This is a genomic window from Massilia sp. P1_C10 (assembly GCF_056406475.1).
Genome location: NZ_JBFUAC010000001.1, coordinates 527916 through 552707 on the forward strand (window position 1 = coordinate 527916; position 24792 = coordinate 552707).

Consider the following 24792-nt stretch of genomic DNA (forward strand, 5'->3'; position numbering starts at 1 on the left):
ATGAACACCAGCTGGACTCCAATCAAGACCGCCGTCAGCCTCGCCCTGTGCGGCGCTTCGCTCGCGCCGGCCTTTGCGCAGGCTCCCGCGCCGGCCGCCAAGCCGGCGCCGGCCGCAAAGCAGGCCAACATGGCCATGCTGCCGGGCGACGATTTCTTCACCTTCGCCAACCGCGAGTGGCTGGACAAGACCGAGATCCCGGCGGACCGCAGCAGCTGGGGCGCGTTCCAGTCGATCGCCGAGGACACCAACCAGCGCATCGTGAAGATGTTCGACGCCATCGAAACCGACAAGAACGCCACGGCCGAAGCGCGCAAGGTGTCGACCTTCTATCACACCTTCATGGACGAAGCGGCGATCGAAGCGAAGGGCGCCGCGCCGATCAAGCCGATCCTGGCCAGGATCGACGCGATCAAGGACAAGGCCGCGCTGACACGCGCGCTGGGCGCCTCGGTGCGTGCCGACGTCGACCCGCTCAACAACACCAACTTCTTCACCGAGAACGTGTTCGGCGTCTGGATTGCCCAGGGCCTGACCGACACATCGCGCAACATGCCTTACCTGCTGCAGGGCGGACTGGGCATGCCGGACCGCGCCTATTACCTGGACCAGAATCCGAAGATGGACGACCTGCGCGCCAAGTACCAGCAGCACATCGCCGCGATGCTCAAGCTGGCCGGCTACGCCGACAGCGATGCGCGCGCCGCGAAGATCTTCGCGCTGGAGACGGCGATCGCCAAGACCCACGCCACGCGCGCCGATTCGGCCGACGTCATGAAGGGCAATAACACCTGGACCATGAAGGACTTCGCCAGCAAGGCGCCCGGCATCGACTGGAAAGCCTTCTTCGACGCGGCCGGCCTGAAGGGGCAGGACAAGTTCATCGTCTGGCATCCGAGCGCCGCGACCGGCGAAGCGGCCCTGATGGCCAGCGCCGACCTGGCGACCTGGAAGGACTACCTCGCCTTCCACCAGATCAACCACTTCGCGCCGAACCTGTCGAAGGCCTTCGTCGACCAGCGCTTCGCGTTCTACGGCAAGGCCCTGTCGGGCACCCCGGAGCAGTCGGTGCGCTGGAAGCGCGCGCTGGCCGCCACCAACACCGCGCTCGACCAGCCGGTCGGCCATGTCTACGTCGAGAAGAACTTCCCGGCCGAAGACAAGGCGCGCATCAAGCAGATGGTCAGCAACATCATCGCCGCGTTCAGCAAGCGCATCGAGAAGCTCGACTGGATGGCGCCGGCCACCCGCGCGCAGGCGCAGGAAAAGCTCAAGACCCTGTACGTCGGCGTCGGCTATCCGGACAAGTGGGATTCGTACGACGCGCTGAAGGTGGTCAAGGGCGATGCCTTCGGCAACGTGGTGCGCGGCGAAGAGTTCCACACGAAGCAGGAGCTGGCCAAGCTGCACAAGAAGATCGACAAGTCGGAATGGTCGATGCCGCCGCAGCTGGTCAACGCCGTCAACATGCCGCTGCAGAACGCGATCGTGTTCCCGGCCGCGATCCTGCAGCCGCCGTTCTACGATCCGAAGGCGTCCGACGCGACCAACTACGGCGCCATCGGCACCGTGATCGGCCACGAAATCAGCCACAGCTTCGACGACCAGGGCGCCCAGTTCGACGCCCAGGGCAAGCTGCGCGACTGGTGGACCAAGGAAGACATGGAGCACTTCAAGAAAGCCTCGGCCAAGCTGGCAAAGCAGTATTCGGCCTACAAGCCTTTCCCTGACCTGAACGTGAACGGCGAGCTGACGCTGAGCGAGAACCTGGCCGACCTGGCCGGACTGGCCGCGGCGTACGACGCCTACCGCGCCACGCTGGGCGGCAAGGCGACTGCCGAAGGCGACAAGCAGTTCTTCCTCGGCTTCGCGCACAGCGAGCGCAGCAAGATCCGCGAAGCGCAGATGCGCCGCCAGGTGATGACCGATGGCCACGCGCCGTCGCAGTACCGCGCGGCCACTGTCCGTAACCTGGACGCGTGGTACGACGCGTTCGGCGTGAAGCAGGGCCAGTCGCTGTACCTGGCGCCGGCCGAGCGCGTGCGCGTCTGGTAAATCAATAAACCGCAACACCTGGGTCTGATCCGCACTTCGGGTCAGACCGTTTCCCCGCCGAGAGACCTCAATGAACATCCGCTGGACCCCGATCAAGACCGCCATCGTGCTCGCCGCGCTGGCGTGCAACCCCGTGCTCGCCCAGGACACCAAACCAGCCGCCATGACCGTGCTGCCGGGCGACGACTTCTACAACTACGTCAACGGCGAATGGATCGCCAAGACCGATATTCCCGCCGACCGCGCGGCGTGGGGCGCGACCTCCGTGATGTCCGAGGAAACCAATGCGCGCATCCTCAAGCTGATCGAAGCGGTGCCCGCCGATCCGAAGGCCAGCGCCGAAGCGCGCAAGGTCGCCGCCTTCTACAGCAGCTACATGGATGAAGCGGCGATCGAAGCGAAGGGCGGCGCGCCGCTCAAGCCGACGCTGGCGAAGATCGACGCCATCAAGGACAAGGCCGCGCTGCAGCGCGCGATCGGCGCCTCGCTGCGCGCCGACGTCGACCCGCTCAACGCCACCAACTTCTTCACCGAGAACCTGTTCGGCGTGTGGATCGCGCAGGGCCTGAACGACCCAATGCACAACGTGCCGTACATCCTGCAGGGCGGACTGGGCATGCCGGACCGCGCCTACTACCTGACCGACAGCGCGCGCATGGCCGACCTGCGGGCCAAGTATCAGCAGCACATCGCCGCGATGCTGGCGCTGGCCGGCTACGCCGACAGCGAAGCGCGCGCCGCGAAGGTGATGGCGCTGGAAATGGCGATCGCCAAATCGCACGCCAGCCGCGAAGACTCGGCCGACGTCCTGAAGGCCAACAACCAGTGGACCCTGAAGGACTTCAGCGCCAACGCGCCCGGCATCGACTGGCCGGCGTTGTTCAAGGCCGCCAAACTGGGCGACCAGAAGAAGTTCATCGTCTGGCATCCGTCCGCGGTGAAGGGCGCCGCGGCGCTGGTCGCCTCGACCGACCTGGCGACCTGGAAGGACTTCCTCGCCTTCCACCACATCAACCACTTCGCGCCGACCTTGTCGAAGGCTTTCGCCGACCAGCGCTTCGCCTTCTATGGCAAGGCGCTTTCCGGCACGCCTGAGCAGACCTTGCGCTGGAAGCGCGCGCTGGCGGCCACCAGCGGCGCGCTGGGCGAGCCGGTCGGCCACATGTACGTCGACCGCTACTTCCCCGCCGAGCACAAGGCGAAGGTGCGCCAGATGGCGACCAATATCATCGCCGCCTTCGGCAAGCGCATCGACAAGCTTGACTGGATGGCGCCGGCGACGCGCGCCCAGGCCCACGCCAAGCTCAATACGCTGTACGTCGGCATCGGCTACCCGGACAAGTGGCAGTCTTACGCGGGCCTCGACGTGAAGCCGGGCGACGCTTTCGGCAACGCCATGCGCGCCGAGGAGTTCCGCACCGCGCAGCAGTTCGCCAAGCTGCACAAGCCGGTCGACCGCACCGAATGGGCGATGTCGCCGCACACGATCAACGCGGTCAACATGCCGATGCAGAACGCGATCAACATCCCGGCCGGCTACCTGCAGCCTCCGTTCTTCGATCCGGCGGCGTCGGACGCGCACAACTACGGCGCGATCGGCACCACCATCGGCCACGAAGTCAGCCACAGCTTCGACGACCAGGGCGCGCAGTTCGACGCCCAGGGCCGCCTGCGCGACTGGTGGACCAAGGAAGACCTGGCGCACTTCAAGGCCGCTTCGGCCAGGCTGGTGGCGCAGTATTCGGCCTACAAGCCTTTCCCTGACCTGGCCGTCAACGGCAACCTGACCTTGAGCGAAAACCTGGCCGACCTGGCCGGCATGGGCGCGTCCTACGAAGCCTACCGCGCGGCGATGGGCGGCAAGGCGACGGTCGAAAGCGACCGCGCATTCTTCATCGGTAACGCGCTGAAGAACCGCAACAAGATGCGCGAGCCGGCGATGCGCCAGCGCATCCTGTCGGACGGCCATTCGCCGTCGGCGTACCGCGCCGCGACTGCGCGCAATCTCGACGCGTGGTACGAAGCATTCGACGTCAAGCCTGGGCAGGGGCTGTACCTGGCGCCGGCGGACCGCGTGCGCGTGTGGTAAGGGTTTAGGGCAAAATGGGGGGAGGTCCGCAGGACCAGACCCCCATATCCCTGGAAGCCCATGACCGACGACCTCGACGACATCACCCGCCGCACCCTCGACCACTACGAGCGCAACGCGCAGCAGTTTTTTGCCGGCACCATCGATCACGACGTGTCGCAGAACATCGACGCGCTGTTGAAGGCGATCGAAGCGGCGCCGCCATTCACCATCCTCGATTTCGGCTGCGGCCCCGGCCGCGACCTGAAGACCTTCAGCGCGCTCGGGCACCGCGCCATCGGCCTGGACGGCGCCGCACACTTCGTCGACATGGCGCGCGCCTACAGCGGCTGCGAAGTGTGGCATCAGGATTTCGTTCACCTCGACTTGCCGGCCGCCATGTTCGACGGCATCTTCGCCAACGCCTCGCTGTTCCACGTGCCCAGCCGCGCCTTGCCGAAAGTGCTGGGCGAGCTGTACGCGGCGCTGAAACCGGGCGGCGTGCTGTTCAGCTCCAACCCGCGCGGCCAGAACGAAGAGGGCTGGCACGGCCCGCGCTACGGCAGCCATTACGATTTCGATATGTGGCAGCAATACCTGACGGCAGCTGGGTTTTCCCACGTGCATCATTACTACCGGCCGGCCGGGTTGCCGCGCGAACAGCAACCGTGGCTGGCGAGCGTCTGGCGTAAGCCGGTGCGTTAAATGGCGAACAGAGTGGGGGGAGGGATGCGCCTTAAGGTGGAGCCTTGCTAATCGCGGAAGGAGGTGATCCAGATGAACAAGGACCAGGTTAAAGGCAAGGCGAAAGACATCGGCGGCAAGATCCAGGAGGAAGTCGGCAAGGTTGTGGGCAGCAACAAGCAACAGGCCGAGGGACTGGCGAAGCAGGCTGAAGGCAAGCTGCAGGAAAAAGCCGGCGATGCGAAGGAAATCATCAAGGATCGCGGCAATCGCTGATCGAAGCAGGACTCAAACCGCAGCCGCGAATTTTCGCGGCTGTTTTTTTATTGACCAGAGCGTTCGTTCACGAACAGAAGAGCTTGGCTGCGCGCGGTATTCTGGCTTCACTGCATGGCGATTCCGGCATGCGCTTACCAACCCAAGGAGATCACCATGAATCAAGACCAAGTCAACGGCAAGCTGAAAGACATCGGCGGCAAAATTCAGGAAGAAGCTGGCAAACTGGTCGGCAGCACCGAGCAGCAGGCCAAAGGCCTGGCCAACCAGGTCGAAGGCAAGACCCAGAAGAAGCTGGGCGACGCCGAAGAAGTGATCAAGGACGCGACCAACTGATCCGGTCCGCATGAAATAGAAAAGCCGCGAGTTTCGCGGCTTTTTTTGTTGCTGGGGGTCCGGTTCGCTGGACCTAACCCCCGGGGCATCAACCGCCGATGTGCTTCTTGAAGAACGCTTCGATCGTGCCGTACACGTGGCGCTGGCCGGCGCGCGACGAGATGCCGTGCTTGGCGCCCGGGTAGGTCATCAGGTCGAACTTGATGTTGCGGTTGACCAGCCCGTCGATCAGCTTGGTCGTGTTGGTGAACAGGACGTTGTCGTCGGCCATGCCGTGCACCAGCAGCAGCGGCGACTTCAGGCCGTCGAGGTGCGTGAACACGCCGCTGTTTTTGTACGCATCCGGATCGGATTTCGGCGTCGCGCCGACGAACTGCTCGGTGTAGTGGGTGTCGTACAGCGACCAGTCGGTCACCGGCGCCACCGCCACGCCCATCGCGATCTTGTCGGACGCCGCCGACAGCAGGCGCAAGGTCATGAAGCCGCCGTAGCTCCAGCCGAACACGCCGATGCGCTTCGGATCGACGAAGGACTGCCTGGCCAGCCAGTCGATGCCCGCGACCTGGTCCTGGACTTCGTGCTTGCCCAGTTCCTTGTAGATCACGTCGGTGAACTGGCGCTCACGCCGCGAAGAGCCGCGGTTATCGAGGCGGAACACGATGAAGCCCTGCTGCGCCATGTACTGGTAGAACTGGTTGTCCCACTTGCGCTGCACCTGCTGCGAGTGCGGGCCGCCGTAGGTGTACAGGAACACCGGATACTTCTTGGTCGCGTCGAAGTTCGCCGGCTTGATCATCGAGTAGTACAGCGCCTGGCCGTCGTTGGCTTTGAGCGTGCCATATTCGGTCGGCAGCAGGTCGGCCTTGTACTTGGCGTACGGGTGGTTCGCGTTCAGTTCGTTCTGCTGCAGCCAGCCGACCATCGAGCCGTCCGGGCGGCGGATCGACACCTGCGGCGGCGTCGACGGATCAGAGAAGGTGTCGACGAACACTTCGCCGTTGCGCGCGAACGCCGCGTCGTGCCAGCCGTCGGCCTTGGTGATGCGGGTCGGCTTGTTGGCGGTGCTGCCGTCCAGCGCGAGCGAGTAGATCTGCTTGTCGACGACGGCGTCGCGGTTCGAGGCGACGAACACACGGCCGGTTTTCTCGTCGACCGCCTGGACGTTGTCGATGCCCCAGTCGCCGCTCGATACGGCGCGCAGCAGCTTGCCGTTCATGTCGTACAGGTACAGGTGATTTCGGCCGGTGCGCTCGGACGACCACAGGAACGCGTTCTGGTTTTTCAGGAAGCGCAGGTCGTCGTGGATGCTGACCCAGGTCTTCGAGGTTTCGGTCAGCAGGGTGCGCTGCGCGAGGGTGGCCGCGTCGACGGCGATCAGGTCGAGGCGCTTCTGGTCGCGCGTCTGGCGCTGGTAGACCAGGGTCTTGCTGTCGGCCGACCAGTCGGCGCGCACCAGGTAGATGTCCTTGTCGGCGCCGATGTCGACCTTGCGCTGCACGCCGGTGGCCGGCGACACGATGAACAGCTCGGCGACCACGTTCGGATCGCCCGCGGCAGGGTAGCGCTGTTCGACGACGTCGGTGCGGTCGGCGAAGATTTCGAAGCGGCGCGCCACCGGCACCTGGGCTTCGTCGAAGCGCTTGTAGGCGATCGCGGAATCGTCCTGCGCCCAGTAGTAGCCGGTGCGCTGGCCCATTTCTTCCTGCGCCACGAATTCGGCTTCGCCGTTATGCACGGTGTCCTTGACATCGGTGGTCAGCTGCTTTTCGGCGCCGGTGGTCAGGTCGATCACCACCAGGTTCTGGTTGCGCACGAACGACACGTAGCGGCCTTTCGGCGAGATCTTCGGATCGGCGACGTTGCCCGAGGCGACCTTGCGCGCCTTCTCGGGATGGGCCGCCTCGATTAGGTACAGGTCGCCGGCGATCGGCACCAGGATCTGCTTGCCGTCGGGCGACCAGCTGTAATTGAGGATGCCGGACAGGCTGGCGGTGCGCGCGCGTTCGCGGCGCGCTTTCTCTTCCAGCGACAGCGATTCATTCGGCACCAGCAGCTTGGAGTCGACCAGGCGGTGCGTGGTCTTGTCCCTCATGTTGAATTCCCACAGGTCCAGCTGGAACTGGTTGTCCTCGCGGCCGCGCAGGAAGGTGATGTGTTCGCCGTCGGGCGACACGCGCAGGTTGCGCACGCCCGGACCCGACAGCGCCGGGTCGGCGTGAACTCGGTCCAGGGTCAGGCGCTCGGCGAATGCGGGAGCGGCCAACAGTGCGGCAATGAGGCAAAGGGAAAAGCGCATGGTGTGGTCTCGGAATTATGGTTGAACTGGAACAACCCCGAGACGATACCAGAGTCGGATGCGAAAAGCTGTAATTACGGCCGCGCGGGGGGGGGGGGAACACTCTGTCGAGCCTGCTCCTAATTTTGGGAGCCGCAGAAAACGCATGACCATTGCGCGCCGTCTGTGCGTGAACTAGTCTGATGTAGGAGATGGATCTTTAGAGGTGGTCAACATGTCGGCGAAATCGATTGAATTGCAACTGGAAGATGCTAAAAGGCCAGCTCGCCTGGAACTCACCGTCACGCAGGAAGTGCTGGATGCGATCGAGGAATTGGCATCCCGAACCAAAATGGAGAAGTCACAGGTGTTGCGTAATGCATTGGCCCTATTGATCGTTGCGGAAAACGCCAGGACCAGACATGAGAGCATCGGGTTATTCGATGCCGACGACACAATCACGGCAGAAATTGTCGGGCTGTGAGCCGCCGAAAGGATCTCGTTAGTGGAGCCGCGCCAAGGGAATGAATATCCAAAATCGACACGGAAAATTGACGTTAGTGTCGCACTGAAAACGCTTTTGGCGAGCAATCATCAGACGAGTATCACCATCAGTATTTCATGGGCGTGACCGGGGTGCACCAGGATGCTGGATTCAGCACCGGCGATCTGGAGGAGGCCTATATCAAGCGCGCCTTGTCGCAGCACGCGGCGGAAACGGTAGTGTTGGCGTCGAAGGAGAAGCTGGGCGCCGCGTCAGCTTACAAGATCGGCGAGCTAGCGCTGGCCGATACCCTGGTGGCGGACAGCGAGCTGCCGGCGGAACTGGCGAATGCGCTGAAGGCCGCGCAGGTGGTGATCGTTTCGGCTTGATTCCGCTGTTTTGGGCTGCGGCGCGTGACCAATTCAAGCGGAAGCGGCGACCCGCTGCCGCGCCAGCCTGTACAGCGCCGCCGTGAGCAGCACCGCCGCCACTGTCAGCCCGAGCACCAGCCCGATCCAGAATCCGAACACCGCCATCGGCTCGCGCGGCGAGAACGGAAACCACGCCGGCGCCAGCCCCAGCACGTAGCCGAGCGGCAGCGAAAACACCCAGAACGCCAGCAGCTGGATGATCATCGGCTCGCGCGTGACCTTGTAGCCGCGCAGCGCGCTCGACGCCGCCACCTGGGTCGAATCGGACAGCTGGAACACGGCCGCGAACAGCAGCAGCTGCACACAGAGTTCCTGCACCGCCGGATCGGACGTGTAGGCGCGCGCGATCTGCCAGCGGAAGACGGCGATGAAGGCCGCCGACAGCACGCCGAAACCCACCGACATCGCCACGCCGACCCACGACACGAAGCGCGCCTTGCGCGGATTGCTTTCGCCGAGCGACTGGCCGACCCGCGTGATCAGCGCGATGCCGAAGCTGAGCGGCACCATGAACACCAGCGACGCGAAATTGAGCGCGACCTGATGCGCCGACACCTGCACCACCCCAAAGCGGGCCACCAGCAGGGCGACCCCGCCGAATGCGCTGACTTCGGCGAAGTAGGTGACGCCGATCGGCAGGCCGAGGCGCAGCATGCTGCCGATCTCGGCCCGGTTCGGCCACTCCCAATGGGTGAACGGGAAGGTGCGCCGGTACTCCGGCGCCACGCGCATCCAGGCGATCATCGCCGCCAGCATCAGCCACATGCCGGCGGCGGTCGCGACCGCACAGCCGACCGCGCCCAGCTTCGGCATGCCGAGATTGCCGAACACCAGCAGCCAGTTGACGATCACGTTGAAGGCCAGCCCGCCCAGCGCGATCACCATCACCGGCTTGGTCTGGTTGATGCTGGTGGTGTAGCCGTACAGCGCGCGGTAACAGCCGAACGCGGGCATGCCCAGGCTGATCACGTGCACGAACATCGACGCCTTGGCGTTGACCGCCGCGTCCAGGCCGATATGGTCGAACAGGAAGGTGGCGAGATTGAGCGCCGCGGCGCCGGCCAGGCCGGTCCCCAGTCCCATCCACAGCGCCTGGCGCACCGAATGGGGAATCCGCGCGAAATTGCCGGCGCCCACTTCGTGCGCGACCACGGTGTTGATCGCCATCACCACGCCCATCACCGTCACCAGCACGATCGACCACACCGAGGCGCCCAGCGACACGGCGGCCAGTTCCTCGGCGCTGACGTGGCCGGTCATGGCGACGTCGACCACGCCCATGCCGACCGTGGCGATCTGGCCGACCAGCATCGGCCAGGCCAGGTGCCACATGGCGCGGATTTCTTGCAGGACGGGGGCGGACGGGCGCGGAGCGGACATGGAGGAAACTTTGTGCGAAAGGAACGATTTTACCGGCAATTGCTTCACTGGAATACACTGTCTGCATTCCAACTGCCAGCGGAGTGATCGTGTCGACCGAACCAGTGACCTTCAAAGCCAGCTTCAATCCGCTGATCAAGCCTTTCCTGGTGGTGCGGATCGGGCTGGTGATGGCGGCGACCATCGTCGGCATACCGCTGGCGATCGTCTGGTTTCTGGGCGTAGGCCGCTGGTGGGCGCAGCATTATTTCGACCTGCTCGAATGCCAGCTGGGCGAGCGCAGCCTGCGCTTTCGCAAAGGCATACTGGTCAGCACCGAAAAGACCATCCCGCTGGAAAACATCCAGGACGTCACCTTCGTCGAAGGCCCGATCCTGCGCCGGTTTCACTTGAGCACGCTCAAGTTCGAGACGGCCGGCCACAGCGTGGGCCAGGCGTCCGACATGCACCTGACCGGCATCATCGACGCGCAGCAGTTTCGCAACCGGATCATGGCGGCGCGCGAAACGTTGAAGCATGCGCCGGCCGTGCCGGCCGCGGACGCGGCGACCGGCACAGCGCAACTGGCCGCGTTGCGCGGCATCGAAGCGAAACTGGAGGAAATCGCAGGCCTGCTGCGCGAGCGGCGCTAGCAGCATCGGGGTCAGGTCCGCGGGACCAGACCCCCAGGGCCGATCAGCGCCTTCCGGCCTCGACCGGCGGCAGCGTCTTGAGGAAGCTGTACAGAGCGCGCAGGTCGGTCTCGCTCATCTGCTTGAGCGAGCCGAACGGCATCACCTCGCTGATGGCGCTGCCGTCGGGCCGGCGCCCGCTGCGCAGGGTCGCCATGAACACCTCGGGCGTCGGGTAGCGCGGCATCACGCTGCCTTTGCCTGGCGTCAGGTTGGCGGTGGCCGGCCAGGTCGGCGGCGCGCCGGGGATCTTGCCGCCCGACAGGTGGGCGCCGTGGCATCCCATGCAGGTGTTGGCGACGTAGGCGCCGTGCTCGACCGAGACAGTCGGCGCCACCGGCGTCGATGGCGGCAGCGAGTGGTCGATCTTCTCGGAGGCGTCCTTGATCACGCCGAACGCGTACAGCACTTTTACCGCCGTGGGCAGCTGGATCACCGGCGGGGCGCCGGCCGCCGGCGGCAGCGACTTGATGTAGACGATCAGCGACGCCATGTCCGCGTCGGTCAGGCGGTTGTAGTCCTCGCTTGGCATGATCAGCACGGGATTGCCGTTCGGCTTGACCCCGTGGCGCACGGTGCGCACCCAGTCCTCGACTTTATAGGCGCTGGTGACGCTGTTGGCGCCCGAGGTGATGTTGGGCGACATCACCAGCATCGCCCCTTCCTTGATGACCGTCTTGCCCGCGCCGTTGGCGCCGTGGCAGTCGGCGCAGCCGCGCGTGCTGAACAGGTAGCGGCCCTGCTCGATGCGCGCCGGGTCGGTGCTCAGGCTCACCGCCGTGACGGGCACCGCGATCTTGCGCGCCAGCTTGCGCTCACCTGCCGCCTTGCCGCCGAAGGCGACGGCGAGGCCGGCCACTGCCAGCACCGCCAGCACGATGCCGGTTCGTTTCGTCCATTTGCTCACCATTGTTAAGTACCTTTCCTCAACAAACTGACCGTTGTGTCAATTTATCATCATGGCAAGGAAGCGGAAACCTAAAAATGGGGCAAGAGTGCGATTTTTGCAAATCCGCGTCGGGGAAATCGGGCACTAGCCGCCGAAACAGTTCCTGATGGTGAAATCGGCTAACCCTTGTCGCGTGGCCTGGCCGGCGACTTTGATGACGCTGAAATGGCCAATCATGTCGTCATCGCACACCATGAAAAAGGCGGTCTGGTGCTGGAGTTTGCAGATCCCGCCGAAGCTGTTATTGCCATGCGCCGTGCCCACCGCGACGTCGACCAGGCTCTCGCAGCTTGCAACCGGCGCCATCTTGCGCCGAATTAATTCCTTACTAAATGACGCAACGCGTTCATTCGCATTCCGCATCGTGAGCAGGTTGTAGGACTGGCCGTCGAGCGCATAAATTTCCGCGATATTCGCACATCGGGATGTGCATTCTCTCAGCAAGGCGATACGGGTTTGATAAGCGCGTCGCAGGCAGGAAACATCGTCGCATAAACTGCGGGAAAGGCTAAGCCAGGATTTTTGTTCGGCGATGAATTTACTCTTGTAGCCGGGGTCCAAGGACTTCAAAGTCTCGTCGTACGTTCGTGCCAGATCCTCATCCATCCTCCCGATTACGGCATCGGAACAAATCAATTTTTCGGTCTGCGTCCGGGCATTTTTGCAGTCGAAACTGGCAGCCGACGCCGCGTTAAAAACCACCAGGCACAACAAAAAACAGAATCCTCTCATTTCCACCCCTTTTGATTATGGATCTCGCTGCATTCAGCGGGATCCCGCATAGTGCGTTTCCAGGATCATTGTAAGTCTGATAATCGCCAGATGCCTTAGCCCATTCTTAACTGCGCCGCACGGTTAAACGCTGGCGGCAATTTCCATGCCGGAAGCCGTGCGCTGCGAGCCCCCCTTGTTGCCGAATAAGTGGCCGAGGTGTGCAAAGGCCAGCGCGATTCAACACCGCGCGAGAAACCGTGCGCTGCGCGGGTCAGAGCCGTTGTACGATAGACAAAATCCGACAACATTCAGAACAGTGGGAACCGTCCGTGGAATACAAGGATTATTACGCGGCCCTCGGGGTCGAAAAGAACGCCTCGGCTGACGACATCAAGAAGGCTTACCGCAAGCTGGTGCGCAAGTACCATCCCGACGTCAGCAAGCACAAGGACGCCGACACCAAGACCAAGGAAATCAACGAAGCCTACGGCGTGCTGGGCGACGCCGAAAAGCGCGCCGCCTACGACGAACTCGGCAGCGGACGCCGCGCCGGCCAGGAATTCCAGCCGCCGCCCGACTGGGGCTCGGCCTTCGGCGCCGGCGGCGGCATGGACAGCGATTTCTTCGCCGACCTGTTCGCGCACGTGGGACGGCGCGGCCGCGCCGGAGGAGGCGGCCACTTCCAGATGCGCGGCGAAGACATGCACGCGACCATCGCGATCGACCTGCACGACACCTATCACGGCGCCACCCGCAAGGTCAGCCTGCGCGTGCCGCAGCACGACGCGTCGGGCCGCGTGGTGACCACCGAGAAGACCATCGAGGTCAAGATTCCCAAGGGGATCTTGCCGGGCAAGCAGATGCGCCTGACTGGCCAGGGCCATCCCGGCAGCGGCGGCGGCGGCAATGGCGACCTGTACCTGGAGATTCAGCTGAACCCGGACCGCCGCTACACGGTCGAGGGAAGCCACGTGTACGAAACCGTGCCGGTGGCGCCGTGGGAAGCGGCGCTGGGCGCGAACATCGCGGTGCCGACGCCGGCGGGCGAAGTCGAGGTGACGGTGCCGGCCGGCTCGCAGACCGGGCGCAAGCTGCGGCTGAAGGGCAGGGGCATCCCCGCCCATCCGCATGGCGACCTGTACCTGGTGCTGGAAGTGGTGCTGCCGCCAGCCGACAGCGAGCAGGCGCGCAAATTATACGAAACCATGGCGCGCGAGCTGGCCTTCGATCCGCGCGCCCGGATAGGAGCGTAGATGATGGGGCAAGGCAATCCACTGGACGTCGTGCTGGTCGATGAAGTCGCGCTCAGCCTGGAAGAACTGGCGCGCGCCTGCGCGGTCGAGCCGGACTGGGTGGTGCGGCACGTGCGCGCCGGCGTGCTCGGCAGCGGCGACAGCGTCGAAGTGAGCACCTGGCATTTCCAGAGCCACGACCTGGCGCGCGCGCGCCGGCTGCTGAGCGTGGAGTCGGCGTTCGACGCCAACGAGGACATCGCCGCGCTGGTGCTCGACCTGGGGGACGAAATCCACCGGCTGCGGGCCCGGCTGCGCGTGCTGGGCGGCGAATAGGTCCTGCCTTCGGACGGCGCCGTCGACAAACCCGGGGTCGGGTCCGGCGGACCTGACTCCAGACCTTAGGCCGCGGCGCGCTAGAAACTCATCGGCATCCGGACCGTCAGCGAGATGTCCGGCGTATCGCGCGTCACGCCGGCGCCGATCGCCACGTTCAGCGTGCGCTTCGGGCTCAGCCGATACGAATACGCGATCAGCAAGGTCCCCAGCTGCGTGCGCACCGAGCCCGGCACCGGCGCGCCGTTCTGCTTCATCCGGGCGATCGAGCTGTGGTCGTAGCCCAGGCTCAGCGACGCCTTGTCGTTCAGCGCCAGGCCCATGCCGAAGTTGAACCCGATCACGTCGCCGGGCGCCAGTTCGCCGATCGGATCGCGCTCGCCGTTGAGCACCAGCCGGGACACGCCGCTGCGCTTGAAGCTGTGCAGGTAGCTGAAGGTGCCGAAGAAAATCGCCGGATCGGACGGGAACAGCCACGTCAGGCTCGGCTGGATCGAATAGAAGCCCGAGCCGGTCGGCAGGTCCAGCGGCAAGCCGGTGCCGGTGGCGTTCTCGCCGATGCAGCGCTTGACGCAATCGGTGACCACGCTGAACGGGTCGCGTCCGGTGCGGCTCTTGAAGCGCAGGCCGCCGATGTAGTAGGGCTTGTCGGCGCCGCCGTCGTTGAGCTGGTAGCGCGCCGCCAGTTCGATGTCGCCGATCGCCTTGCCGGCGGTGTCGAACACGCGCTCGTTGGCGGTGCCGGTAAACAGCTCGCGGCTGACGGTCGCATCGGACCGGTACACGTACGGCACCTTCAGTTCGACTTCAAACCGGTTCGTCAGCCCGGTGCGTCCGGTCAGCGCCGCGCTGAAGGTGTTGCGCTTGACTTCGCGCACGTCGATCAGGCCGATCAGCAGGGCCGGGATGATGGTGTAGCCGACCAGGGCCACGCGGTTGCTCGACGAATAGCCGAACTGCAGCGAGGGCTCCAGCACGTACTTGCCTTTCTGGGTCAGCACGCCGGGCGCCTCGAACAGCGGCGCCACCTCCGGCGGCCGGGTGTCGCGCGCGGGCGCCTTGCCGACCGGCTGCTGGCCCTGGGCCGCCGCCTGCGCCTGCATTTGCACCTGCTGCTGCGCCTGGGTGAGCGGCGGCTGCGTCTGGCCGGCGCCGCCGGCCCCGGCGCCGCGCTGCTCGGCCAGGGCCTCGCGCGGCGCCGCCTGCAACGCGCGCAACTGTTCGCGCTGCGCCGTCACTTCGCCACTGAGCTGCTCGACCAGGCGGCGCTGGTCCTCCAGCGCGCGCTGCATCTTGATCAGCTGCTGCTCCATCTCCTGCAGGTTGGCCGCCGGTTTCGGCTGCGGCTGCGGCGCTTGCTGTTGTCCGAGCGCGCTTGGCGACAACAGCAGGGCCGACAAGCCGGCCCCTCCCAGACCCAGAACAAGTTTTCCATGCATCAGTTCCTCCGGTGGTGGTCACGAAATTGGTCAGTGGGTGCCGATCGCGCGGATGGCCGCATCGCGCATGCCGTCCTGGAAGTTCAGGTCCTTCAGCAGCGACATGCTGTTGACGCTGGAATTGATGATGGTCTGGGTGCCGATCATCTGGTCGCTCAGGGTATTCTGGATGAAGGTGCCGCGCGCGCCGGCGACGTCGCTGCCGGCGAAATTGTTGGCGCCGTTCTGCACCAGCCGCACCGAGTTCAGCGCGTCGTGCGCCTGGCGCGCTTCGTCGACGCTGATGTTGCTCATGTCGGCGATCTGGAAGCTGGTGCGCGACACCAGGTCGCCGTTGATCGAGACCAGCCGCTCGATGCCGAGCGAAATGGCGAGGCCGCCGGGGCCATCGAAGCCGCCGCGCATCGTGTCGAGCTGGTCGGCGCTGGCGGCGACCCAGCCATCGGGACAGGCGCTGCCGATCAGTTCGAAATCGAGCGCGCGCTCGGCCAGCGTGGGCAGGCGGTCCGGTTCGGCCGCGCCCGCGCCTGCCGTCGCCAGCAGCAGGAGCGAAAAGGAAAGAGTGCGCATGCAGTGCTCCATATCAGAAATCGCCGGGCCCGAACTTCGGCAGGGTGATCATGGTGCCCGGCGTCATCGCCTGCGCCAGCGGCGCCAGCGGTGCGGCGCGCCAATCGGACGGCAGGTTGAACGCGACGTTGCCCGGGTAGCCATGGATGACAAATAATAACTTGTTCAGCCACATGGTGCGAAACAGCTCAACGGGAATCGCGCGCGCCCCTTTCGACGGGTCGCCCACCAGGATGCGGCCGTCGGCGGCGCCCTTGATCACGACGAAATGGTTGTAGCCGTGGTCGGACACCAGCACCACGGCAGGCAGCTTGGCCTCGATCAGTTTTTCGAGCGGTAATTGAAAGCCGTCGCCGCGAAAGCCGCGGGTGGCCAGGAAGCGCTGCATGTCGAGCAGCGAAAAACCTTGCTGGCGGATCTTGGCCTGGTCGCCGTTGTTGTACATCTGTTCGAACACCACCTGCTCGGTGACAGGCGTGTTGTAGTGGTGCGTCAGCAAGGTCGCCAGCGCGGCCGAGCCGCAGCTGAAATCGTGCTGCTGGCGCACCGTCGCGACGAAGCGCGCCTCCTTCCAGGTCTTGAGCGGCACCACCATCCGGCCGCCGCCCACCGAAGGCAAGTCGATCGCCCACGCCGCGGGCGCCGGCAACAGCATTGCCAGCGTCAGCCACGCGGTCATGCGCATCGTGTTCATGGCTATTTCATCTGCAAGTTGATCACCGTCGCGTTCTGGATCAGCACGTTGGCGCCGGTGTTCTGGATCACCATCGGGATGCCCGTCATGTTGGCGAACGAGCCGTTGTCGATATAGTTGCTGCCGGTGACGACATAGTTGGCCGAGTTATTGGCGACCGTTCCCCCCAGCGTGGCGCTGGAGATGGCGGTATCGGCGCGGCCGCGTTGGCGCGCCAGCGTCGCTTGCTGGGCGGGCAGGCCGAGGCCGTCCACCGCAAGCGGGGTTTCCTTCTCTGGTGCGGCCGGTTGAGGAGCCGCGACAGCGGGTCCGGCGTCGGGCGCCGGTGCGGGTGGCAGCGCCTGGCAGGCGCCACTACAGCTGAAACCGGCGAGCAGGGCGCCCGCCAAAATCATCTGCAAGCAATGTTGTTGCATCTTGTCCCCCTTGGTGAAAAAACGCCGTCATCCCCGGGCAGGGATGACGGCGAAGGGCCTTACTTGCCTACAGCGAGATTCGCCTGGACGCTCACGCTTTGCTGGACCAGGTTCGAGAAGCCGTTGCTCTGGCTCAGGACCGTGATACCTGCCGCGCCGGTGGCGATGTTGCTCATGGTGTTGGACATGTCGAACACGCCGGCGCTGTTGGAGACGTTGCCGCCCGCGCCGCCAGTGCCCGCGCCGCCCATGCCGCCTGCGCCTGCGCCGCCGGTGTTGGTGCCGCCCATGCCGCCTGCGCCGGCGGTATTGCTGCCGCCGTTGCCGCCTGCGCCGCCGGCGCCGCCGGTTGCGCTGCCGCTGGTGCTGGCGCCGCCGGTTGCCGTGCCGCCGCTGGCGTTACCGCCCGCCGCGCCTGCGCCGCCGGTGTTGGACGCCGTGCCGGTGCTGCCGCCTGCGCCGCCGCCTGCACCGGCCGCACCTGCGCCGCCGGTCGAAGTGCCGCCACTGGAATTGCCGGCGGTCGAGGTGCCGCCCGCGCCGTTGCCGCCCGTCGATGCGCCGCTGCTACCGTTGCCTGCCGTCGCATTCGCACCGCTGGCGGCCCCGCCGCCCGCCGTGCCGCCCGCGCCCGCGCCGCCCGAACCTGCGCCGCCGGTGCCCGCCCCCGCAGTGGCCGTGCCGCCGGTGCCTGCACCCGCCGTCGACGTGCCGCCGGCAGCTGCGCCGCCGCTGGCAGTGGCCGCTGCGCCCGCGCCGCCCGAGCCGCCTGCGCCGCCGGTGCCCGATGCGCCGGCGCCGCCGGTGCTGGTCTGGGTGCCGCCCGCGCCGCCCGCGCCGCTGGTTGCCGTGCCGCCTGCGCCGCCGGCGCCCGAGGTGTTGGCTACCCCGCCGCCGGTGCCGCCCGCGGCGCCGCCGCCGTTGGCCGATCCTGCGCCGCCGTTGCCGCCGGTGGAGGAGCCGGCGGTATTGCCGTTGGCGCCGCTGGTGCCGGCGCCGCCGGTGCTGCTGTTGGTGCCGCCGGTGCTGGCGGTGCTGCTGCCATCGCCACGCTCACGCGAGCGGGCAGTGTCGCCGCCGTTGCTGGCTGCGCCGCCGCCGGCGCTGCTCGAAGCAGACTGGCCGGCGCCGCTGGCAGCGCCGCCGCCACCGCCGTCGCCGCCACCGCCGTTGGCAGCGCCGCCGTTCGACATGCCGCCGCTGGCGTCGCCGATGTTACCGGCGCGTCCGCCGTTCGCGCCGCGTGCCAGGCCGGAGGCGGCGCCGTTTGCGCCATCCTGCGGACCGGCCTGTCCGCCCATCCCGCCGGTGGCGTCGCCGCCGCGCGCACCGCGTGCGCCGCTGCCGCCGGTTGCGGCCGCTGCTCCGCCGTCACCGCCGCCAGCCGTCGAGGATCCACCCACGCCGCCGCCATCGGTGGCGCTGCCGCCGCTGCCGGCGCCGCCCGCGCCGCGGCCGCCATTGCCGCCGCCCGCACTTGCCGCCCCGGCCGTGTTGGTGCCGCCGCTTGCCGTGCCGCCAGTCGCATCGCCCGTGCGCGAGCGGCCGCCGTCGCCGCCGCCTGCCATCGAGGCGCCGCCATCACCGCTGCTCACGCCTGACGCGCCGCCCGCTCCGCCGCGGCCGCCGTTGCCGCCAGCTCCTGCAGGACCGCTGGTGGCGCCGCTGGCGTCTCCGCCATTGCCGCCAGCGCCGGCCGTCGCCTGGCCGACCCTGGTGGTGCCGGAGGTCGATGCGCCGCTGGTGGCGTCGCCGCCGTTCGAGGCCGAGCCGGCATTCGCGCCGCGTGCGGTTCCGCCGTCGCCGCCATTGGCGTTGCCGGTGTTGCCGCCGTTGCCGGTTCCGCCCGTCGCGCCGCTGCCGGAGCCGCCGTCGGCGTTACCGGTATTGTTGGCGACGTTACCGATGCCGCTGATGGTGTTGCCGGAGACGTTGCCAGTCATGTTGCTGGTGACATTGGCATTGGAAGTGTTGAACGAGCTGTTGACCGAGGCGTTGCTGCCATTGTTGGCGGCTGCCGAACCGCGCGCGCTGGCAGCGGCATCGCCAGTGCTGTTGTTTTGACCGGTGCTCTTGTCGTTGTTGACGTCGTTATTGCTCTTGTTATTGTTCTGATCCGAGTTAGCAGTTGCGGTCTGCGTATTGTTGTCCCCCCTGCGATTGTCGTTGGTTTGTGCCTGCGCCGCCAGACTGAACGCCATCAAGATGGCCGCTGCGATTGTAGTTCGTTTCATGGAAAAGCCCCTCCCAGATTGAGATGCGATAAAGTTGCGACCGGCGAAGCGTTGCCCGGACAGAAGGGTCAGTAGCAAGCTTGATGCCAGCGCATGGGCTCGCTTCAAGTGGTTGAAACGCAAGCGGAAATTTCCGATGCGTTAATTCGCTTGTAGGATTGGATGCCGTCTGCCAATGGGACCGCGCCTAGGTGTCACATTGGTGTGACAGTGTCCGCAAAACCGATACAGAAATCGTTCAGTCGACCGTAGGGACCAGGTGCGCGAGGCATCGGCAGCGCGCTTTGCGGCGTCCGAACTGTAACGTTCGCGTGACAGTGCGCGAAAAATCTGCGCGAACATTCGGCACAAAGTGCTCAACAGGGACGTCGGAGGGGTGGCCGAAGCGACGTCGGACAGCATGCCGTCGTGACGTCGGAAGAGGCGCGCGGGGGTGCCGTCAAACGGTGATGTTGTGCTTGGCGAGGAGGCGGTACAAGGTCATGCGCGAGACGCCGAGATCGCGCGCGGCATGGGTGACGTTCTTGCCGGCATTGGCCAGGCTGACGCAGATGGCGTCGCGCTCGGCGCGCACGCGCGACTCGACCAGCGCGTCGCCGTGGAAGGGGAAGGCGTCGTCGGCCAGCGACAGGTCGGCCGGCGTGATCAGGCGCCCGTCGGCCAGCACCATCGCGCGCCGGATGCAATTGATCAGCTCGCGCACATTGCCGGGCCAATCATGCTGCTGCATCGCGCGGATCGCCTTGCTGGAAAAGCCTTTGACGTGCGCGCCTTTTTCGGCCGAATACATCTGGAAAAAATGCGCCGCCAGCAAAGGGATGTCGGCGCTGCGGTCGCGCAGCGGCGGCACTTCGATCGGCAGCACGTTCAGGCGGTAGTACAGGTCTTCGCGGAACAGGCCCTGCGCCACCGCGCGTTTCAGGTTCACGTGCGAGGCGGCGATGACGCGCGCGTCGACGCTCACTTCGCGCGTGGCGCCGATGCGCGTGATGGTGCGCTCCTGCAGGAAGCGCAGCAGGTTCGACTGGATCTCTTTCGGCAGGTCGCCGATCTCGTCGAGGAAAATGGTGCCGCCGGCCGCCGATTCGATCAGGCCGGCTTTCTCTTTCTGCGCGCCGGTAAACGAGCCGCGCTCGTAGCCGAACAGCTCGGACTGGATCAGGCTCGGCGGGAGGGCGCCGCAGTTGATCGGCACGAACGGGCCGTGCTTGCGTGACGACAGCGCGTGGATCGCGTGCGCCGCGAGTTCCTTGCCGCTGCCGCTCTCGCCCCAGATCAATACCGGCGCATTGACCGGCGCGACTTTGCGAATCTGCGCGCGCAAAGTAATGATCGCGGCCGACTGTCCATGGATCGTGCTGATCGCGTCAGGACCGGATTGTTCCACCGCGCGCTCGCGCAGCATGGCCCAGCCGTGCGCGTGGCCCAGCGTGTGGCGCAGGCGCGCGGGGTCGAGCGGATTGGTGTGGAAATCGCACAAGTGGTCGGTGACCAGCGCGCGCCACTCGCCATGATCGAGCAACTGGCGGTCGATCACGCCGACCCACTGCACGTCGCAGTGGCGGCGCAGGAACTGGTCGCACTCGGCGTTCGGTTCCATGCCGAAAAAATCGAGCAGCAGTCCCACCATGAAGCGCTGCGATTCGAGCACGCGGTTCGCTTCATGCAGATTCGATACAGTGCACACATCCCAGCCGCTCAACGCGCCGCACTTGTCACGGACCGCGCCACCCCCCTTCGGCGAGATGCAAATCAGCCGCTTTACTGTCATCTTATTCTTCCGTTGCCATCTCTGCTGACGCAGTATTGTTAAGGCGCAGAGTTTCTTCAGTACCCGCTTTGCATATGGCCTATTCTATGCTCAACATCATCAGGATGCGCGTGTGCGTCGTAAAAAAAACACGACCATTAGTGGCTTACATTCCGCGTGGAATTCATTGCAGATGTTCATGCGTTCGTAGGCTGTTCTCTTCAGGAATTCTCCGCGCATATTGTTCAGCTTTACGCGCCGCGCTGTTCGTTGATGCGCGGCATGCGCGCGCCGCCGTTGCGGGACCCGCACTAAAATCGGCTGCGAGAATGGTGATCGATATTGATGAACACGAGGAGCGATAATGGCGCAGAAGATGCAGACATTGAATGGCAAGCACATCGCCGTGCTGATGACGGACGGCGTCGAACAAATCGAGTACACGTCGCCGCGCGAGTTCCTCGAGCAGCACGGCGCGCAAGTGACGCTGGTGTCGCCGAAGAAAACCGGCGAAGATATCCAGGGCTTCAATCACATGACGCCAGGCGACAAATTCAAGGTGGAGAAAAACGTCGGGGAAGCGAAGGCGGACGACTATGACGCCTTGGTAATGCCGGGCGGCGTGGCCAATCCAGACATGCTGCGCCTGAGTCCGGAGGCTATCGATTTCATCCGCGCGTTTGCCGATGCCGACAAACCGATCGCGGCGATCTGCCACGGCCCGTGGACCCTGATCGACGCCGGCGTGGCGAAGTCGAAGCACATGACCAGCTGGCCCAGTTTGCAAACGGATTTGCGCAACGCCGGCGCCGAATGGACCGACGAGGAGGTGGTGGTCGACGGCCGCCTGATCACCAGCCGCAAGCCGGACGACCTGCCGAAATTCAATGACGCGCTGCTGAAGGAACTGGCCGCGGAGGACGACGCCGACATCGGGCCGTCGTCGTAATCGAGGGGGCGGTCCCGCGGACCTGCCCCCTTCGATCAGAGCTTGTAAAAATTTTTCTTGACGCGGGGCGCGCGGATGCGGCGCACCGGCTGGCCCGACAGCACGCCGCTGTAGTTGGTGAGCCGTTCGCCGATCTGTGTGCGGCCCTCGACGATGTCGAAGAAGCGCACGTCTTTGCTGTGCTCGCTGCCGCGCACCTTGATCACCGACATCACGCGGCGGAACTGCCCGGCCAGTTCGACATAGCGCTGCATGATGATGGCGTCGGCCAGGAAAGCGTTGCCGTACGAGCTGAAGCTCAAGGTTGTGTAACGGTCTTCCAGTTCGGCCGTCATCAGGACGGTCACGCCCATGTTGGTCAGCACTGCGACCAGGCGATACAGCGACTCGCGGAAGTCGTTGCGGAAAATCGACGACAGCGCCAGTTCGAATCCGGACAGCGAATCGATCACGACGCGCCTTGCGCCGTTCTTGCGGATCATCGACACCAGGTCGTGCAGGATCTCGTCGATGGACAGGTCGAGCGTGCGCGTGTTGATCATCCCGACCTTGCCGTGCTCGACGAGCTGCGTGAGCTTTTGGCTTAACAGTTGATTTGGGCTTTTCTCGAATGCGGCGATGATGCCGTACTCGCCGCGCCGCTCGCCTTCCGCGAGGAATTCGGTGGCCAGGATGGTCTTGCCCGATCCCGACGGCCCGACCACCAGCATCGAGTAGCCCTCCGGCACGCCGCCGCCGAGCATTTCGTCCAGCACCGGCAGGCCCATCGACATGCGGTGATCGGATACATTCGCGCGCGCGGCCTGTTCGGGCTCTTGCAGTACCGCGCGTGGAAACACCTGGATGCCGGCGCTGCCGATACGGAAGGTGTGCGACCCCAGTTTCTGCGCCGCGCCGCGCATCTTGACCACCTGCATCTTGCGCACCATCGAATCGCCCTGGACCAGCTGCGACAGCCACAGGATGCCATCGGCCACCGTGAACACCGGGCCCGATTCGGTATCGGGCTGAAGGTATTCGCCGATCAGGAAAGTGGTCGCCTGCCAGCTGGTCATATGCATGCCGAGCTGCTGGATGAACACCTGCAGGTCGGCGAATCCCTGGTCGTTGGCCGGCGCCGATTGCACCACCGAGCGGAACGAATCGACGAATACCAGGCTGGGCGAATATTCCTGCACTTCGTCGATGATGCGCGCCATGACGCGGTCGAAATTGCCGTCCACCATATCGGCCGCCAGGTTGACGAAGCGGATCGAACTTTCGATCTTGTCGAAATCAAAGAACGAAAATTGCTGCTGGTAGCGCAGCATTTTCAGCGGTGGTTCGCCGAGCACGGTGAAGAACAGCGCGCGCCGACCCGGGTTAGCCAGGGAGAACATCAACTGGTGCGCGAGCGTGGTCTTGCCGCTGCCGGGCGTGCCGGCAATCAGGTTGAATGAGAACTCGGGTACGCCTCCGCCGAGCAATTCATCGAACCCCGGCACGCCGGTGACCAGCTTGCCGATGTTTACGCGCTTACCCATTATCCTGCTCCTTGCTCTTTTTTATTGCTTCGGCCCGGCCCGTAGCCGATTGCAGAATCAGCATGGTCATGTGTGTCCCGATCAAGGTCGAGAGGATGTCGATCAAGGTGTTGAACAGCAGTGTGCTTGCAGCGCTTGCCTGCGTCAGGCTCTGGCCTTCGAAGCAGCGCCGCAACAGATGGAATTCCGGGTCGGCGGGGCGCGCGCGCGGATCGAAGATCATCCACGGAAATTCCGCGTTGACGCGATGGGCGCTACGAAACAGCAAGGTCTCGAACGCTTGTTCGCCAATCATGCCGATCAAGCTGCTCGCCAGGAGTTCGAGTAACTCGATGCTCGTGTCGACGACTGCGCCAGGATCGCGCGCCAAGGCTAGCTCGATAATGGCCCGCGGTGAATCCTCGTCTGTTGCCATATGATTAGCCGGATGTATATGTCGAAATTCAAGACATTTTAAGTCTAAACTTGCAGGAATCAAAGCGAAGTGCCGCGCGGCACTTCGCGCCGGGGTTTCGCTCGGCGAAACGGCCCGAATAATCGCCTCGCTTCGATTCTGCAGCGCCGGGTGCTGTGTTCCGCGTGAAGTGCTCAGAGGGAAAGAAAGTCCGGACCGGCGCGGCCATTGGAACGAAGTGAGCATCAGAATCGGGGTCTGCTCGCGTGGACCTGTACCATGCGGTAGTGGCGGCGAAGGCAGGAAATCGCCGTTGCGCGCCGTTGCGATTTCCCTCTGGTCAGACGAATCGGAGAGCCTTGCGCTTGCAAGCGYAAGTCGCTTCAGCGGCGCCGAGCAGTGCTCGGCGAATTCCCGCTTACGCCCCGCGTCCCGCGGCTTCGATTCCCGCCGCCCGCGAACGCACGCGAAAAAAAACCGTCCACTGGACGGTTTTTTAGAATGCGGTGGTGGAGGCGGCGACTACCGAACAACCTTCAGAGATCCGCTTGAACAGGGCGTTTCAGCTTTGTTGAAAAACGCTATGCCCCCGTGGATGCCCCCAACTGTAATCGCGAGCTTGAATCCTCCATGCAGGTGGTGTTCGTGCCATTTCGTCCATATCCTAACAATGCCCCTGCGCCACTTCTCAGATGCCCCCCACCAAGGGGAAAACTTTGCGGGCGGCGTCCCTGGTTCGCATGTCGTTCGGCCGGTAGGCGGCCGAACCCCGCTGAGCGCGGGGCGGGCGACACCATGCTCGGATATGTCCACGATCGCGAACAAAATGCGTCTACGGAGAAAAACGATGGCTCTTTAGCCGGAACGGAACAGCTCAGCGTTCATCCTTGCCATTCGCGGATTTGGGCTCCGCTGCATCAGCATGTCTGGTT

22 protein-coding genes and 1 pseudogene are annotated in these 24792 nt (G+C 64.9%); 11 read left to right on the forward strand and 12 right to left on the reverse strand.

All coding sequences use genetic code 11. The annotated features are described in order from the left end of the window. The 5 genes from AC1D02_RS02515 to AC1D02_RS02535 all read left to right on the forward strand — a co-directional run bounded on the left by AC1D02_RS02515 (position 1) and on the right by AC1D02_RS02535 (position 5419). On the forward strand, positions 1-2055 hold the full coding sequence (locus AC1D02_RS02515) for a M13 family metallopeptidase (RefSeq protein ID WP_477313369.1): 2055 nt from the start codon (positions 1-3) through the stop codon (positions 2053-2055). A gap of 70 nt (positions 2056-2125) precedes the next feature. Next, entirely contained in the window at positions 2126-4144 is a 2019-nt protein-coding gene (locus AC1D02_RS02520) for a M13 family metallopeptidase (protein WP_477313371.1), read from the forward strand. A gap of 60 nt (positions 4145-4204) precedes the next feature. Next, complete coding sequence (locus AC1D02_RS02525) at positions 4205-4828, forward strand: class I SAM-dependent methyltransferase (RefSeq protein WP_477313373.1); 624 nt, start codon at positions 4205-4207, stop codon at positions 4826-4828. 72 nt (positions 4829-4900) lie between these two features. Then, positions 4901-5083, forward strand: a complete 183-nt coding sequence (locus AC1D02_RS02530) for a CsbD family protein (RefSeq protein WP_477313375.1) — start codon at positions 4901-4903, stop codon at positions 5081-5083. A 156-nt stretch (positions 5084-5239) separates the two neighbouring features. Next, on the forward strand, positions 5240-5419 hold the full coding sequence (locus tag AC1D02_RS02535) for a CsbD family protein (RefSeq protein WP_477313377.1): 180 nt from the start codon (positions 5240-5242) through the stop codon (positions 5417-5419). A gap of 88 nt (positions 5420-5507) precedes the next feature. Here AC1D02_RS02535 and AC1D02_RS02540 read toward each other — a convergent pair whose 3' ends face one another. Beyond that, a complete protein-coding gene (locus AC1D02_RS02540) occupies positions 5508-7715 on the reverse strand; it encodes a S9 family peptidase (RefSeq protein ID WP_477313379.1) in 2208 nt (735 codons plus the stop codon). A gap of 214 nt (positions 7716-7929) precedes the next feature. Between AC1D02_RS02540 and AC1D02_RS02545 the strand changes: the two genes are divergently transcribed. Together AC1D02_RS02545 and AC1D02_RS02550 are read left to right on the forward strand one after the other, a co-directional pair. Then, on the forward strand, positions 7930-8178 hold the full coding sequence (locus AC1D02_RS02545; protein WP_477313381.1) for a hypothetical protein: 249 nt from the start codon (positions 7930-7932) through the stop codon (positions 8176-8178). A gap of 131 nt (positions 8179-8309) precedes the next feature. Beyond that, positions 8310-8567, forward strand: a pseudogene (locus AC1D02_RS02550) (DeoR family transcriptional regulator); the annotation flags it as partial. A gap of 33 nt (positions 8568-8600) precedes the next feature. Here the strand turns inward: AC1D02_RS02550 and AC1D02_RS02555 are convergent. After that, a complete protein-coding gene (locus tag AC1D02_RS02555; protein ID WP_477313383.1) occupies positions 8601-9989 on the reverse strand; it encodes an MATE family efflux transporter in 1389 nt (462 codons plus the stop codon). Positions 9990-10078: 89 nt separating this feature from the next. Here AC1D02_RS02555 and AC1D02_RS02560 point away from each other — a divergent pair, with 89 nt between their 5' ends. Then, the gene (locus AC1D02_RS02560) at positions 10079-10621 is read left to right on the forward strand and encodes a PH domain-containing protein (protein ID WP_477313385.1); all 543 of its coding nucleotides are present in this window, start codon (positions 10079-10081) and stop codon (positions 10619-10621) included. Positions 10622-10664: 43 nt separating this feature from the next. Here the strand turns inward: AC1D02_RS02560 and AC1D02_RS02565 are convergent, their stop codons facing one another. Together AC1D02_RS02565 and AC1D02_RS02570 are read right to left on the reverse strand one after the other, a co-directional pair. Next, entirely contained in the window at positions 10665-11570 is a 906-nt protein-coding gene (locus AC1D02_RS02565) for a c-type cytochrome (protein ID WP_477313387.1), read from the reverse strand. 123 nt (positions 11571-11693) lie between these two features. After that, on the reverse strand, positions 11694-12341 hold the full coding sequence (locus tag AC1D02_RS02570) for a lysozyme inhibitor LprI family protein (RefSeq protein WP_477313389.1): 648 nt from the start codon (positions 12339-12341) through the stop codon (positions 11694-11696). A 311-nt stretch (positions 12342-12652) separates the two neighbouring features. Here AC1D02_RS02570 and AC1D02_RS02575 point away from each other — a divergent pair, with 311 nt between their 5' ends. Both AC1D02_RS02575 and AC1D02_RS02580 read left to right on the forward strand, forming a co-directional pair. Continuing rightward, a complete protein-coding gene (locus tag AC1D02_RS02575) occupies positions 12653-13576 on the forward strand; it encodes a DnaJ C-terminal domain-containing protein (RefSeq protein ID WP_477313391.1) in 924 nt (307 codons plus the stop codon). Further along, positions 13577-13891, forward strand: a complete 315-nt coding sequence (locus tag AC1D02_RS02580; protein ID WP_477313393.1) for a chaperone modulator CbpM — start codon at positions 13577-13579, stop codon at positions 13889-13891. It abuts the gene before it with no gap. A gap of 80 nt (positions 13892-13971) precedes the next feature. Here AC1D02_RS02580 and AC1D02_RS02585 read toward each other — a convergent pair whose 3' ends face one another. The 6 genes from AC1D02_RS02585 to AC1D02_RS02610 form a co-directional block, all read right to left on the reverse strand. After that, the gene (locus AC1D02_RS02585) at positions 13972-15330 is read right to left on the reverse strand and encodes an acetate kinase (protein WP_477313395.1); all 1359 of its coding nucleotides are present in this window, start codon (positions 15328-15330) and stop codon (positions 13972-13974) included. Between the two features lie 30 nt (positions 15331-15360). After that, positions 15361-15900, reverse strand: coding sequence for a hypothetical protein (locus AC1D02_RS02590; RefSeq protein ID WP_477313397.1), 540 nt, complete (start codon positions 15898-15900; stop codon positions 15361-15363). 13 nt (positions 15901-15913) lie between these two features. Beyond that, positions 15914-16585: a C39 family peptidase gene (locus AC1D02_RS02595; RefSeq protein ID WP_477313984.1), complete on the reverse strand. Its 672-nt coding sequence runs from the start codon at positions 16583-16585 to the stop codon at positions 15914-15916. 11 nt (positions 16586-16596) lie between these two features. Next, positions 16597-17010 carry a hypothetical protein gene (locus AC1D02_RS02600; RefSeq protein WP_477313399.1) on the reverse strand — a complete coding sequence of 138 codons (414 nt, stop codon included), beginning with the start codon at positions 17008-17010 and terminating at the stop codon, positions 16597-16599. A 59-nt stretch (positions 17011-17069) separates the two neighbouring features. Beyond that, positions 17070-19244: a hypothetical protein gene (locus AC1D02_RS02605; RefSeq protein WP_477313401.1), complete on the reverse strand. Its 2175-nt coding sequence runs from the start codon at positions 19242-19244 to the stop codon at positions 17070-17072. Between the two features lie 439 nt (positions 19245-19683). After that, positions 19684-21015, reverse strand: coding sequence for a sigma-54 dependent transcriptional regulator (locus tag AC1D02_RS02610; RefSeq protein WP_477313403.1), 1332 nt, complete (start codon positions 21013-21015; stop codon positions 19684-19686). Between the two features lie 355 nt (positions 21016-21370). Between AC1D02_RS02610 and AC1D02_RS02615 the strand changes: the two genes are divergently transcribed. After that, a complete protein-coding gene (locus AC1D02_RS02615) occupies positions 21371-21943 on the forward strand; it encodes a type 1 glutamine amidotransferase domain-containing protein (protein WP_477313405.1) in 573 nt (190 codons plus the stop codon). A 35-nt stretch (positions 21944-21978) separates the two neighbouring features. Here the strand turns inward: AC1D02_RS02615 and AC1D02_RS02620 are convergent, their stop codons facing one another. Both AC1D02_RS02620 and AC1D02_RS02625 read right to left on the reverse strand, forming a co-directional pair. After that, positions 21979-23466 carry an ATPase domain-containing protein gene (locus tag AC1D02_RS02620; RefSeq protein ID WP_477313407.1) on the reverse strand — a complete coding sequence of 496 codons (1488 nt, stop codon included), beginning with the start codon at positions 23464-23466 and terminating at the stop codon, positions 21979-21981. Then, positions 23459-23881 (reverse strand): hypothetical protein, encoded by a 423-nt coding sequence (locus tag AC1D02_RS02625; RefSeq protein ID WP_477313409.1) that lies wholly within the window; start codon positions 23879-23881, stop codon positions 23459-23461. The genes AC1D02_RS02620 and AC1D02_RS02625 overlap by 8 nt, the downstream gene beginning before the upstream one ends. Positions 23882-24792: the final 911 nt, after the last annotated feature.

Bases quoted from the DNA above. Each gene is read 5' to 3' on its own strand.
- AC1D02_RS02515 (WP_477313369.1), top strand. From the start codon at position 1: ATGAACACCAGCTGGACTCCAATCAAGACCGCCGTCAGCCTCGCCCTG.
- AC1D02_RS02520 (WP_477313371.1), top strand. From the start codon at position 2,126: ATGAACATCCGCTGGACCCCGATCAAGACCGCCATCGTGCTCGCCGCG.
- AC1D02_RS02525 (WP_477313373.1), top strand. From the start codon at position 4,205: ATGACCGACGACCTCGACGACATCACCCGCCGCACCCTCGACCACTAC.
- AC1D02_RS02530 (WP_477313375.1), top strand. From the start codon at position 4,901: ATGAACAAGGACCAGGTTAAAGGCAAGGCGAAAGACATCGGCGGCAAG.
- AC1D02_RS02535 (WP_477313377.1), top strand. From the start codon at position 5,240: ATGAATCAAGACCAAGTCAACGGCAAGCTGAAAGACATCGGCGGCAAA.
- AC1D02_RS02540 (WP_477313379.1), bottom strand. From the start codon at position 7,715: ATGCGCTTTTCCCTTTGCCTCATTGCCGCACTGTTGGCCGCTCCCGCA.
- AC1D02_RS02545 (WP_477313381.1), top strand. From the start codon at position 7,930: ATGTCGGCGAAATCGATTGAATTGCAACTGGAAGATGCTAAAAGGCCA.
- AC1D02_RS02555 (WP_477313383.1), bottom strand. From the start codon at position 9,989: ATGTCCGCTCCGCGCCCGTCCGCCCCCGTCCTGCAAGAAATCCGCGCC.
- AC1D02_RS02565 (WP_477313387.1), bottom strand. From the start codon at position 11,570: ATGGTGAGCAAATGGACGAAACGAACCGGCATCGTGCTGGCGGTGCTG.
- AC1D02_RS02570 (WP_477313389.1), bottom strand. From the start codon at position 12,341: ATGAGAGGATTCTGTTTTTTGTTGTGCCTGGTGGTTTTTAACGCGGCG.
- AC1D02_RS02580 (WP_477313393.1), top strand. From the start codon at position 13,577: ATGATGGGGCAAGGCAATCCACTGGACGTCGTGCTGGTCGATGAAGTC.
- AC1D02_RS02585 (WP_477313395.1), bottom strand. From the start codon at position 15,330: ATGCATGGAAAACTTGTTCTGGGTCTGGGAGGGGCCGGCTTGTCGGCC.
- AC1D02_RS02590 (WP_477313397.1), bottom strand. From the start codon at position 15,900: ATGCGCACTCTTTCCTTTTCGCTCCTGCTGCTGGCGACGGCAGGCGCG.
- AC1D02_RS02595 (WP_477313984.1), bottom strand. From the start codon at position 16,585: ATGCGCATGACCGCGTGGCTGACGCTGGCAATGCTGTTGCCGGCGCCC.
- AC1D02_RS02600 (WP_477313399.1), bottom strand. From the start codon at position 17,010: ATGCAACAACATTGCTTGCAGATGATTTTGGCGGGCGCCCTGCTCGCC.
- AC1D02_RS02605 (WP_477313401.1), bottom strand. From the start codon at position 19,244: ATGAAACGAACTACAATCGCAGCGGCCATCTTGATGGCGTTCAGTCTG.
- AC1D02_RS02610 (WP_477313403.1), bottom strand. From the start codon at position 21,015: ATGACAGTAAAGCGGCTGATTTGCATCTCGCCGAAGGGGGGTGGCGCG.
- AC1D02_RS02615 (WP_477313405.1), top strand. From the start codon at position 21,371: ATGCAGACATTGAATGGCAAGCACATCGCCGTGCTGATGACGGACGGC.
- AC1D02_RS02620 (WP_477313407.1), bottom strand. From the start codon at position 23,466: ATGGGTAAGCGCGTAAACATCGGCAAGCTGGTCACCGGCGTGCCGGGG.
- AC1D02_RS02625 (WP_477313409.1), bottom strand. From the start codon at position 23,881: ATGGCAACAGACGAGGATTCACCGCGGGCCATTATCGAGCTAGCCTTG.